8 protein-coding genes, 1 other RNA gene and 1 pseudogene are annotated in these 12,823 nt (G+C 39.3%); 5 read left to right on the top strand and 5 right to left on the bottom strand.

The window, feature by feature from the left end; all coding sequences use genetic code 11:
• Nucleotides 1-7: 7 nt before the first annotated feature.
• Together ACNKXS_RS10825 and ACNKXS_RS10820 are read left to right on the top strand one after the other, a co-directional pair.
• Nucleotides 8-388, top strand: a complete 381-nt coding sequence (locus ACNKXS_RS10825; RefSeq protein ID WP_417920857.1) for a hypothetical protein — start codon at nucleotides 8-10, stop codon at nucleotides 386-388.
• Nucleotides 276-1,181: pseudogene (locus ACNKXS_RS10820) on the top strand (glycoside hydrolase family 16 protein); the annotation flags it as partial. The gene ACNKXS_RS10825 and the pseudogene ACNKXS_RS10820, both read left to right, overlap by 113 nt.
• Nucleotides 1,182-1,216: 35 nt before the next feature.
• Here the strand turns inward: ACNKXS_RS10820 and rnpB are convergent.
• Nucleotides 1,217-1,532: RNase P RNA component class A (gene rnpB / locus ACNKXS_RS10815), an RNA gene on the bottom strand.
• A 113-nt stretch (nucleotides 1,533-1,645) separates the two neighbouring features.
• Here rnpB and ACNKXS_RS10810 point away from each other — a divergent pair.
• Nucleotides 1,646-3,556: a DNA polymerase III subunit gamma/tau gene (locus ACNKXS_RS10810; RefSeq protein WP_417920856.1), complete on the top strand. Its 1,911-nt coding sequence runs from the start codon at nucleotides 1,646-1,648 to the stop codon at nucleotides 3,554-3,556.
• A 2-nt stretch (nucleotides 3,557-3,558) separates the two neighbouring features.
• Nucleotides 3,559-4,143 (top strand): MiaE family protein, encoded by a 585-nt coding sequence (locus ACNKXS_RS10805; RefSeq protein ID WP_417920855.1) that lies wholly within the window; start codon nucleotides 3,559-3,561, stop codon nucleotides 4,141-4,143.
• On the opposite strand, the gene ACNKXS_RS10800 is transcribed toward ACNKXS_RS10805, so the two are convergent.
• The 4 genes from ACNKXS_RS10800 to pdxH are packed head-to-tail and all read right to left on the bottom strand — an operon-like array spanning nucleotide 4,140 to nucleotide 8,280.
• Nucleotides 4,140-5,042 carry a Ppx/GppA phosphatase family protein gene (locus ACNKXS_RS10800; protein WP_417920854.1) on the bottom strand — a complete coding sequence of 301 codons (903 nt, stop codon included), beginning with the start codon at nucleotides 5,040-5,042 and terminating at the stop codon, nucleotides 4,140-4,142. The genes ACNKXS_RS10805 and ACNKXS_RS10800 overlap by 4 nt on opposite strands.
• A complete protein-coding gene (gene ppk1 / locus ACNKXS_RS10795) occupies nucleotides 5,039-7,141 on the bottom strand; it encodes a polyphosphate kinase 1 (protein WP_417920853.1) in 2,103 nt (700 codons plus the stop codon). Before ppk1 ends, ACNKXS_RS10800 begins: the two co-directional genes overlap by 4 nt.
• A 5-nt stretch (nucleotides 7,142-7,146) precedes the next feature.
• Nucleotides 7,147-7,632 carry a SixA phosphatase family protein gene (locus tag ACNKXS_RS10790; RefSeq protein ID WP_417920852.1) on the bottom strand — a complete coding sequence of 162 codons (486 nt, stop codon included), beginning with the start codon at nucleotides 7,630-7,632 and terminating at the stop codon, nucleotides 7,147-7,149.
• Nucleotides 7,633-7,635: 3 nt separating this feature from the next.
• On the bottom strand, nucleotides 7,636-8,280 hold the full coding sequence (gene pdxH / locus ACNKXS_RS10785) for a pyridoxamine 5'-phosphate oxidase (protein ID WP_417920851.1): 645 nt from the start codon (nucleotides 8,278-8,280) through the stop codon (nucleotides 7,636-7,638).
• A gap of 858 nt (nucleotides 8,281-9,138) precedes the next feature.
• Here pdxH and ACNKXS_RS10780 point away from each other — a divergent pair.
• The coding region (locus ACNKXS_RS10780; RefSeq protein ID WP_417920850.1) for an Ig-like domain-containing protein at nucleotides 9,139-12,823 on the top strand (3,685 nt) is incomplete at its 3' end.

The following is a 12,823-nucleotide window of genomic DNA, read 5'->3' as shown; positions in this document are numbered from 1 at the left end:
TCATACTATGACACACCAGGTAAGAAGACTTAGCCTCACATATGCCGACCTTGAACTACATGAGCAATATGTGATTTCGACGATCAAAGAAGATCAGGTTCTGGATAAGGAACAGATCGAAGAAATGAGGGAGATCTTCTACGATCATTTTGGAGATAGAAAATGGGTATATGTTAGCAATAGAAAGAACAAGTATAACGTTAACCCAGTTATATATATAGATCTAATACAGAGAAAATCTCTAATTGGGATCGCAATTGTTCTACGTGAAAGTGATGGTGCTCTTACTGCAAATTTTGAAAAACAATTTGCAACAATTCCTTTCGAAATGTTTGACAACAAATCTGAAGCTCTTGCCTGGGCCAACGGAATGCTATCCCAAAATTAGAAGTATTAGAGGGTTACATTTAACCGCTACGTTTACTATTCTACTTTTTACAAGTTCTATGATGAATGCTCAGAAAATGCAACTGGTATGGCAGGACGAATTCGATCATTCAGGAAAACCAGATCCTACAAAATGGAGTTATGAAACTGGATTCATTAGGAATCTGGAAGCACAGTATTATACTTCAAGAAAGAAAAATGTACGCGTTAGAAATGGCAAATTAATTATAACCGCCAGAAACGAGTATTATGAAAACCCAGATTACGATCCTGCAATAAAAGATTATCGCCTTAACACACCGGAAACCAACTACACTTCTGGTAGTATTCACACCTCGGGAAAGTTTGATTTCAAATATGGACGAATAGATGTTCGTGCGAATTTACCAAAGGCTGCCGGATCCTGGCCTGCTATATGGATGTTAGGTTCAAACTTCGAAGACGTAGTGTACCCGGAAGCTGGTGAGATCGATATTATGGAACACGTTGGGAAAAACCAGGGAGAAATTCATGGAAGTGTTCATTATGCGAATGAGGAAAATGAGATCGTTTCAAAAACTGACACCACTTTTGTTCCTAACGCTTCAGAAGAATTCCATGTGTATTCAGTAGACTGGAATAGAGATCGCATACAATTTCTGGTAGATAATATGGTCTACCATACTTTTGAAATTTCAGATGCCGGAAGCAGGAACAATCCGTTTAGGAAACCATTCTTTATATTGATCAATTTAGCACTTGGAGGAAAATGGGCTGGTGAGATCGATGATTCGAAGTTTCCGCAGAAATTCAAGATCGATTATGTACGGGTGTACCAGCAAATTGAGAATAAAAAAGCAGGCCTGTAAGCCGGATTCTGTCATCCGATAAAAAGATCGGATTCCTTATCATTTATCTAAAATTAGTGTTGCCACTAATCTTGAGCTGCCTACCCTCCGGCAACGGACGGGCGATCCTTAAATGCCGGTTTACATGGCATTGCACCGCATAGAGTTTACCTGGTTTCACTACAGCATAACCTGTACATTCTTTCTGTTGCACTGGTCCTGATCTCACGATCGGTGGGCGTTACCCACTATACTGCCCTGTGGTGTCCGGACTTTCCTCTCCGAGGTATATGTCGAAGCGATAAGGCGGCCTGCTTCCGGCAAATGTAAGTCAAATTATGTTCATTTCTTAAGTCATTTGTTCATAAAAAACACCACGGTCCACTACGATTAGAAATGGGATTTTTATATTTGTAGTTCAATAGATTTTGATGGAACATTTTGTAGTATCAGCACGTAAATACAGGCCTCAAACATTTAAAGATGTTGTTGGACAGCAAGCGATCACCAATACCCTCGCCAACGCAATCCATAACAATCATCTCGCCCAGGCTCTGTTATTTACAGGACCACGAGGTGTAGGTAAAACTACCTGTGCGCGTATCCTTGCAAAAATGATCAATCATGATGGCACCCAGGCTCCTGACGAAGATTTTGCTTTTAATATTTTTGAACTGGATGCCGCTTCGAACAACTCGGTAGATGATATTCGAAATCTAATTGACCAGGTTCGTATCCCGCCGCAGGTTGGAAAATATAAGGTATATATTATAGATGAGGTGCATATGCTATCGGCCTCTGCATTCAACGCATTTTTAAAGACTTTAGAAGAACCGCCAAAACACGCTATTTTTATACTGGCTACGACTGAAAAGCACAAGATCATTCCAACGATCCTGTCTCGTTGCCAGATTTTTGATTTTAAGAGAATTACTGTTACAGATGCGAAGAACTATCTTGGTTATATCGCTGAACAGGAAGGTGTAAAAGCAGAAGATGATGCTTTGCATATTATCGCTCAAAAAGCTGATGGTGCCATGCGTGATGCATTGTCCATCTATGATCGTGTGGTTAGTTTTAGCGGAAATGAGCTTACCAGACAGGCAGTTACAGAAAACCTGAATGTATTGGATTATGACACCTATATGCAGGTCACCGATATGATTCTCGCCAATGATATTCCTCAATTGCTCCTGAAATTCAATGAAATCCTATCTACAGGGTTTGATGGACATCATTTTATTGCAGGATTGGCATCTCACTTTAGAGATCTACTGGTTTGCAAGGATCAGAAAACCATCCAATTGTTAGAGGTGGGGGAACAAACGAAAGCTCGTTATTTTGAACAGTCTCAACAAACTTCGCATCAATTTTTGATGGAAGCAATTGAACTGGCAAATTCCTGCGATTTAAAATATAAAACGAGTCAGAATCAAAGATTGCTGGTTGAACTTTGCTTAATGCAACTGGCATCGATCACTTTCGATACTCAAAAAAAAAAGTCTGATCGCAAGATAGTTCCCCCGGAACATTTCACTCAACATTCGGTTCAAATATCGAGCGAGAACAAGGAATTGCTCAGGGAAAATGAGCATGACAGCTCTACTCCTGCTGAAGAAATTAGCCTTCCAGATCCTAAAAAAAGGCCAGAATCATGTGCTAAACCAGAAGAGGCATTCTATTATTCGAACGAGAGTCCTTCAGATTCTACGGAAACTTCAGCTGATACTAATGAAACCAGATCTGAAACAGTTTCAATACCGAATTCTTTAAACCTTCCGAAGCAAACATCGAACGCTACTGAAAAAACTGAAGTACAGGAGGTTAGGGAAGTTATTGAAGAGGTACCTGTTAGAACGAAAAAGATTCTTCCGGAGATCAACCGGGAAAAAGTATCTGGCCTATCTCTAAAAAGTATTGGTAAAAAAAAGGAACTGGCGGAAAAACAAAAAGCGATGTTACCTGTTGAAGAGGTAATGGATGATGAGTTTTCCGAAGAAGATATGGTACGGGAATGGAAAAATTATTCAGAAAAACTGAAGAATAAAGGTGAAAAGATTCTCGCATCTATTTTCGAATCACAAACACCCAGCCTTGAAAATAGAGAAATTCATCTCACCTTTCCTAATGAAACGATGAAGATCGATCTGGAAAGGGAAGAAAACAGACTGATGAATTTTCTTAAAGCCAGACTTAGAAATACACATATCCGGCTGATCATTCATGTAGACGAAGCTGTTTCCAAAAAATACGCCTTTACTCCGCAGGAAAAATACGAAAAGCTGAAAGAGGCCAATCCTTTACTCGACAAATTGCGAGCAACTTTTGATTTAGATGTATAAATATGTTAGGATTAAAATTACCAACTGACCCGAGATGGGTTGATATTGCTGAGAAAAATATTGAAGAAATTCTTGTTGATCATGCTTATTGTGAACAAAAAGCAGCTTCTACAGCGATCTCCCTAATTGTTAGTTTCCCGGAATATTCTGACCTTGTTAACGCCATGACTGCGCTTGCAAGAGAAGAAATGGGGCATTTCAAAATGGTACACGAACGGCTGCTGAATATGGGTTTCAAGATGGGTTGGGACCGTAAAGATGAATATGTCGTGCAACTTTTGAAGTTTTTCCCTAAAGGTGGTAGCAGATCCACTCAACTGGTGCATCGTCTTCTTATCGCTGGTTTGATCGAGGCCCGTAGCTGCGAACGTTTCAGACTACTTTCTGAAGAACTGAAAGATAAAGATCTGGCCAAATTCTACCGGGATTTGATGATTAGCGAAGCGAACCACTATACGATGTTCCTGAAATTCGCCCGGCAATATGGTGAAGACCGGCAAGTAGTAGATCAAAAATGGGAGGATCTACTGGAATTTGAAGCCAAAATCATGAAGGATCTGGGAACAAAGGAAAGCATTCACGGTTAAACTTTTTTCCTCTTAGAATCATTATAAAGAGATTTTATTATACCATCTGCGAGTCCGATTTTAGGTACATGGATCCAGTTGGCTCGAGCCCATTTCATGGAATTTACGTAGATCTTTGTAGCTGGAATGATCACATCTGCACGGTCATTCTTTAGATCTAGTTCGGTAATTCGCTCCTCGTAAGTATAAGAATTTAGCTTTTCATCGTAGTCTTTCATATACTTCAAACTAAGAGCCTTTCCTTCCTTTTTTCCACTGGTTTTAAAAATATTGTTGATGTTTCCTCCAGAACCTATAAGATCGATATCATTGTAATCCCTGGTAGTTTCTTTAACCCATTCCCGCATTTCTTCCCAGGTATGATGCTCAACGAGATCTTCCATCATTCTAACAGTTCCAACTTTGAAAGATCTGGAAGCAACCGTTTTCCCATGACTATACATGGTGTACTCTGTACTTCCACCACCAACGTCTACATATAAATAATTACAATCGTTCTGGATAAGTGCGTGAAGATCTGTAGCGGCAATAATCGCAGCTTCATGCGATCCATCAATGATCTCTATATTAATTCCAGATTTCTCCTTAATTATAGCAGCAATGTCGTTACCATTAGTTGCTTCACGCATTGCCGAAGTTGCATAAGCTTTATACTTTTCTACGCCATGAGATTTCATCAATAAATTGAAGGCATGCATGGTATCGATCATTCGCATGGTATTCTTTTCTGAAACTTTCTTCTTCAGGAATACATCTGCACCTAATCTTATAGGAACACGCACCAGGGATGTCTTCCGAAACATTGGTTCTTTACCCTCTTTTTCGGTAATAGTTGACACCAATAATCTTACGGCATTGGATCCAATATCTATAGCGGCGAAATTCTTTTGTTTGATCATTCGTAAATTTCAGTTTTTCTTAAATAATAATCATAAAGTGCGAACTGGGATCTTACCTTTTCACCGTCGGTACGCCGATAAGGATTGTCCATGCCTCTACAATGTGTTCTGGCTTTCACATTATCACTCCAGCTAATTTCGAAGGTTTCTATAAGTTCCTGCTTGATATCCTCATCGTAGATTGGACAGGAAATTTCGACCCGTTGATCCAGATTTCTAGTCATAAGGTCTGCAGATGAAATGTAAACCTTACGATTTCCACCATTCTCGAAAATATAAACTCTTGGATGTTCCAGAAATTTATCTACAATACTAATAGCTTCGATATTATCGCTAATTCCTTCAATGCCTGGATTTAAACAACAGATTCCGCGAACGATCAATTTAATTTTCACCCCGGCTTTACTGGCCATGTATAATTTATCAATCACTCCATTATCTGATAGACTATTCAACTTTAGCCTGATACCTGAAGGTTTTCCGTTTTTCGCATTATCAATTTCAGTTTGAATAAGGTTATAGATCACATGTCTTGTATAATGTGGCGAAACAATCAAGTGCTTGTACTTGTTTACCTTGTAATTTGTCTCGAAAAATTCAAAGAGCATATCTACTTCCTTTAGAATAGCAGCATCTGCGGTGAACAGCGTATAATCTGTATACAATTTAGAGGTATTTTCATTAAAGTTTCCGGTACTTATAAAACCGTATCTCTTGAGTTTACCTTCTTCTTCACGCTCTATCACACAGGTTTTACAGTGTACTTTAAGTCCCGGAACCCCAAAAATCAAATTCACCCCTTCTTCCTGCATTTGTTCGGCATAGCGAATATTCGCCACTTCATCGAACCGTGCTCTCAATTCGATTTGTACGGTTACTTTCTTACCGTTCTTGACAGCGTTGATCAGGGAGCTCGCAATATGGGAAATCTTTGCCAGCCTGTAAATTGTGATCTTTATCGTTTTAACTTTAGGATCCAGGGCTGCTTCTCTCAGGAATTTAACGACATAAGCAAAACTCTGGTAAGGAGTATATAATAAGTAATCCTTTTCAGCAATACCTTTTAGAACGCTAGTTTGGAGAATCAAGCCGGGAATTGGCAAGGGCTCCCGTTTTTCGAATTGTAGCTCTGGCCTCCCCAGACTTGGAAAATCCATATAATCCCTCCTGTTATGATACCTTCCACCGGGAATGATACTATCGGTAGAATCGATACCCATTTTATTCATCAAATAAGTAAGAGTCTCGCTATCAATATTTTTATCATAAACAAAGCGAACAGGATCTCCTTTTATTCGATCCTTTACACTGTCTGAAATCTTTTCAATAAAGCTTTTACTCAGGTCACTATCCAGATCCAGTCCAGCGTCCCGCGTAATTTTAATCATATGAGCTGAAAGACTTTCGTAGTCAAAAATATTGAAAATCGTATGCAGGTTATACCGAATGAGATCATCAAGAAGAATGATGTATTGCTTACCATTTTCCTCTGGAAGTACCACAAAACGTTCGATATTGCGCGGGATCTCAATTAAAACATATCGCTTTTCCTTAGTTTTTCTCTTTAAGATCCTGTCTATTCCATCTTTCTGCTCAACTTCCTCGGTCATCACCATCTTCACCGCCAGATATGCTGCGGAATCCTTTAATGATGGCATTTCCGGAAGTTCATTCAGAATAATGGTAACCAAAGCCGGACTTACTTTACTCAGAAAGAAATTTTTGATGAAGTCCTGCTGTTGGTAGGTTACTTCATTCTCATTAATGACATGGATATTATGCTCCTTCAGCTTTTCCTGGATATCTTCGAGGATCTTAAGACTTTCAGACTGCTGATCTATTACAATTTTAGTTATGGCCTCCAGAAGTTTACTCGCCTTGATTCCGCCAAGAACACTTTTAGCAGCTTTCCCGGCAAGATCAATTCTTTTAACGGTTGCGTAACGTACCTTAAAAAATTCGTCAAGGTTATTGGAGAAAATTCCCAGAAATCTCAATCTTTCTATCAAAGGCACTGTTTCGTCTGCCGCTTCCTGTAAAACTCTTGCGTTAAAGCTTAACCAGCTTAGCTCGCGGTTAGTATATTTCTTATTAGCCATAAATTCTAGCGGAGGTTTTTAGGGAATAGATGTAAGATGGTTTTACCAGCGCCAATGTGTTGCCAGGATTCAGCTTCAAAATCGATCACCGTGAGGCCAGTTGTTGGAACATTGTCAAACTTCTTATCTCCTAGAAAATTTACAAGGATGGTCATAGCCGGATTGTGGCCAAAAACAATAAGTTGGTCTCGATCATCAGGGCATAGCTGTATCTCTCTAAGTAACTCATTTTGATTGAAGGTATAAAGTTCTTCTTTTACCTCAAAATCTGGATCTTTTATATTCAGATTTTTCTTAAATAGCTTCGCAGTTTCATGTGCACGAACAGCGTAACTGGTCCAGAACAAACCACCTTGTTGATAGAAATTCTGGAAGTTTTTAAGAACCAGCTCAGCATCTTTATAAGCTCTTTTCTTTAGTGGTCTTTTGTGATCCGGAAGTTCATTCGCCCAGGAAGATTTTCCATGTCTTACTAAAATTAATCGCTTCATAAATTAAGGTGCTAAACGTTCGTATTTCCACGAGTTGGTAGTTTTTTTGTAGCGTATGCGGTCATGCAGACGGCTTTCCCTTCCCTGCCAGAATTCGTAAGTTTCTGGTTGGAAAACATATCCTCCCCAGTCTTTTGGCTTCGGAATTTTTTCTGAATCATATTTGTCCTTAAGACTGGATAATTTTTCTTCAAGATACGCCCTCGAAGGAATCACAGAACTTTGATCTGAAGCCATTGCCCCTAACTGACTGCCTTTAGGTCTCGAATGAAAATATTCTTCCGACTCTTCTTCGGAAATTTTTACTGCGGTTCCCTGGATGATGATCTGTTTTTCCAGCTCTGGCCAGAAAAATGACAGGCAACATTTAGGATTTTCAGCCAGTGCTTTACCTTTATCTGAAGAGTAGTTTGTATAGAAATGAAATCCCTGCAGTCCGAAAGCTTTTAATAAAATAATCCGTGATTTCGGGATCATGTCTTTTCCAACCGTAGCGATGTTCATTGCATTGGCTTCAAGGATATCTTTTGAATTATCAGCCTGGTTGAACCACTCCTGAAAAAATTGTAAAGGATCTTCAGGAATAGCATTATCCTCTATGCGATCCTTTTTGTAGGATTTACGATAATGGTTGAGATTTTTGCTCATGTATAGGCCGCTTTTCCTGCAATTTACGAGTTTCGAAAGTAAGATTGAAATGTTTCTGACGGATTCTGGAACATTTAATGTCGGAAATAAGAAACATGCATTTTGTCGGATATTGTACACAAATCTTCTTTTTTGCCCACAATTCTAAAATTTAACGGACTACAAAATTTTTATTTGCTTTGTAACTGTTAATCAATTGTTTGAAGCTTATTTAGTCATTGAATTTAGGTTGTTTATTCTGCGACAAATCTTAAATTCCTACAAAATTCTGACAGATGACTTTTTAGATTGCATTTTATCACCCAATCTAGGGATTGTATACAGTCTTTGAACGAGATTATAACGCGTTATATCTAAAAAGCTGATTATTACACACTTCAGCCCTTTATTCTCTCTAATTTTACTTCAGAATTGCACCATAATAGAGTCACCCCCACACTTCTCTAAAGTAGTTCCTCAAAACTACAGGCTGTCTTTCAAAAATTATTGTATTCCCCAATCAAAGGACTTTGCTCTTTTGAATTAATGCTATTGTAAAGATTATAAACCATATCGAGTAAGTCGGTATAACAACTAAGATTGATAATTCTAAACATTATTGATATGATTTGGAAAACTACTATTTCATTTTTCTCGTTACTTTTAGTAATCTGCCTTGGCAGTAATAGTGTCTTAGCTCAAAGCCAGGATTTTACTACTAGTTGTACTTCGAATGACTTAAGCGTCGTTGGAGCGGAATTAACTAATTTACAGCCATGTTTTACTTGCACTGGAGACTCGCAATTGAATCCAACTCTTGCTGTATCTATTAATAATAAAACAAAATCAACCAGAACCTCTTTCGCTTTTTGGGGAACTTTGAAAGCATACGACGTGGATGGTATTCTAGTTTCTTCTGAGGAAATTAGTGGTTGTGAAGGTCCCATTCCAGGAAACGGTATCACAACTATCAATTTTGATAACATCAATTATACATGTGGAACAACCCTTGAAATTACTAACCTTTTAATCGCTTGGACTTCTGCCTCACCCAATGAGGTTTGCCCATTAGATCGTAATGATATAAAGCCAAAGTGTGGAACTGCAAAATCTATAGAAGTAGTTCCTCCTTTATTTACTGTTGTTAATAGTCAGACCGATGAGACTTGCGAAAGTAGCAATGACGGAAGTATTGATATCACCACTGAAGGTGGTTCAGGAAGTTATACATATAACTGGACAGATTTATCTGGCACCAAAAATATGGAGGACCGCCAGAATTTAGCACCTGGAACTTATTCAGTAATTGTAACAGATTCAGATGGATGTAGTACAGCTTTAAATGGAATCATCGTTGCACCGGGTCAGAATCCGGATGCACCAGTAGTTTCTGCTACAGTGCAGCCAACTTGTGAAACTGCAACTGGATCCATCACTGTTACTACAGTAAATGGTCTTCAATATAGTATTGGTGGTGATTATCAATCAAGCGGATCTTTTACAGGTCTTGCCGCTGGAACATATAATGTAACTGCTAAAAATGCCGATGGTTGTATCTCACCAGCTACTTCAGCATCTATTAATCAGCAACCAAACACTCCGAATGCACCAGTAGTTTCTACAACCGTGCAACCAACTTGTGAAACTGCAACTGGTTCTTTTACCTTAACTACGGTTAATGGTCTTCAATATAGTATTGGTGGTGATTACCAAACAAGCGGTTCTTTTACAGGTCTTGCCGCTGGCACATATAATGTAACTGCTAAAAATGCTGATGGATGTATTTCACCAGCTACTTCAGTAGTAATTCAGGAGCAACCAAATACTCCGGATGCTCCCGTAGTTTCTACAGCCGTGCAACCAACTTGTGAAACTGCAACTGGATCTTTTACCTTAACTACAGTAAATGGTCTTCAATATAGTATTGGTGGTGATTACCAAACAAGCGGTTCTTTTACAGGTCTTGCCGCTGGCACATATAATGTAACTGCTAAAAATACTGACGGTTGTATTTCACCAGCTACTTCAGTAGTAATTCAGGAGCAACCAAACACTCCGGATGCTCCCGTAGTTTCTACAGCCGTGCAACCAACTTGTGATACTGCAACTGGTTCTTTTACTGTAACTACAGTAAATGGTCTTCAATATAGTATAGGTGGTGATTACCAAACAAGCGGATCTTTTACAGGTCTTTCCGCTGGTACATATAATATAACTGCTAAAAATGCTGATGGTTGTATCTCACCAGCTACTTCAGTAGTAATTCAGGAGCAACCAAACACTCCGGATGCACCAGTAGTTTCTGCAACCGTGCAACCAACTTGTGATACTGCAACTGGTTCTATCACTATAACGACTGCTCAGGGATTTACCTATAGCATCAATGGAACTGATTATCAATCAAGTGGATCTTTTACGGGTCTTGCCGCTGGAACATATAATGTAACTGCTAAAAATGCTGATGGATGTATTTCGCCAGCTACTTCAGTAGTAATTCAGGAGCAACCAAACACTCCGGATGCACCAGTAGTTTCTACAACCGTGCAACCAACTTGTGATACTGCAACTGGTTCTTTTACTGTAATGACTGCTCCAGGATTTACCTATAGCATTAATGGAACTGATTATCAATCAAGCGGATCTTTTACAGGTCTTGCCGCTGGTACATATAATGTAACTGCTAAAAATGCTGATGGATGTATTTCACCAGCTACTTCAGTAGTAATACAGGAGCAACCAAACACTCCGGATGCACCAGTAGTTTCTACAACCGTGCAACCAACTTGTGAAACTGAAACTGGTTCTTTTACTGTAACTGCGGTAAATGGTCTTCAATATAGTATTGGTGGTGATTACCAATCAAGCGGATCTTTTACAGGTCTTTCCGCTGGTACATATAATGTAACTGCTAAAAATGCTGATGGTTGTATCTCACCAGCTACTTCAGTAGTAATTCAGGAGCAACCAAACACTCCGAATGCACCAGTAGTTTCTGCTACAATTCAACCAACTTGTGAAACTGCAACTGGTTCTATCACTTTAACTACGGTTATTGGTCTTCAATATAGTATTGGTGGTGATTATCAATCAAGCGGATCTTTTACAGGTCTTGCCGCTGGCACATATAATGTAACTGCTAAAAATGCTGATGGATGTATTTCACCAGCTACTTCAGTAGTAATTCAGGAGCAACCAAACACTCCGGATGCACCAGTAGTTTCTGCTACAGTTCAACCAACTTGTGAAACTGCAACTGGTTCTTTTACCTTAACTACGGTTAATGGTCTTCAATATAGTATTGGTGGTGATTACCAATCAAGCGGATCTTTTACAGGTCTTGCCGCTGGTACATATAATGTAACTGCTAAAAATGCTGACGGTTGTATTTCGCCAGCTACTTCAGTAGTAATTCAGGAGCAACCAAACACTCCGGATGCACCAGTAGTTTCTGCTACAGTTCAACCAACTTGTGAAACTGCAACTGGTTCTTTTAATGTAACTACTACTCAAGGATTCACCTATAGCATCAATGGAACTGATTACCAATCAAGCGGATCTTTTACAGGTCTTTCCGCTGGAACATATAATGTAACTGCGAAAAATACTGATGGTTGTATCTCACCAGCTACTTCAGTAGTAATTCAGGAGCAACCATTCGGAGCTACCGCAAATGATGATTTAGCTTCTGCTGATGAAGACAATGCAGTAGATATTAATGTGCTTTCTAACGACTTCAATCCAGAAGATGGAGAATTAGGCATCGTTTCATTCACTCAGCCGTCAAATGGTACTGTAAACCAAAATCAGGATAATACGCTTTCTTATTCTCCAATTGAAAACTTCAATGGAACAGATACTTTTGAATATACAGTAACTAATGGAAATTGTGGAACCGATACCGCTACTGTAACAGTAACTGTAGGTGCGGAAAATGATGCTCCTATTGCTGTAGATGATTCAGCTTCAACAATTGAAGACACTCCAGTCGATATCACTGTGCTTGATAATGATTCTGATCCTGATGGTGATGAGCTTACGGTAACAATTTCTGAAGCTCAGGAACCTGCCAATGGAACGGTAACTATCGACGAGAATGGCGTGGTAACCTATACTCCAGACGAAAACTTCAACGGAACTGATTCTTTCGATTACACTATTTCTGATGGGAACGGTGGAACCGATACCGCTACGGTAACAGTAACTGTAGGTGCTGAAAATGATGCTCCTATTGCTGTAGATGATTCAGCTTCAACAATTGAAGACACTCCAGTCGATATCACTGTGCTTGATAATGATTCTGATCCTGATGGTGATGAGCTTACGGTAACAATTTCTGAAGCTCAGGAACCTGCCAATGGAACGGTAACTATCGACGAGAATGGCGTGGTAACCTATACTCCAGACGAAAACTTCAACGGAACTGATTCTTTCGATTACACTATTTCTGATGGGAACGGTGGAACCGATACCGCTACGGTAACAGTAACTGTAGGTGCTGAAAATGATGCTCCTATTGCTGTAGATGATTCAGCTTCAACAATTGAAGACACTCCAGTCGAGATCA

Source organism: Christiangramia marina, from assembly GCF_048285865.1.
GTDB lineage: Bacteria > Bacteroidota > Bacteroidia > Flavobacteriales > Flavobacteriaceae > Christiangramia > Christiangramia marina.
Note: the sequence above shows the minus strand (reverse complement) of the source record. Positions and strands in the feature narration are given on the sequence as shown.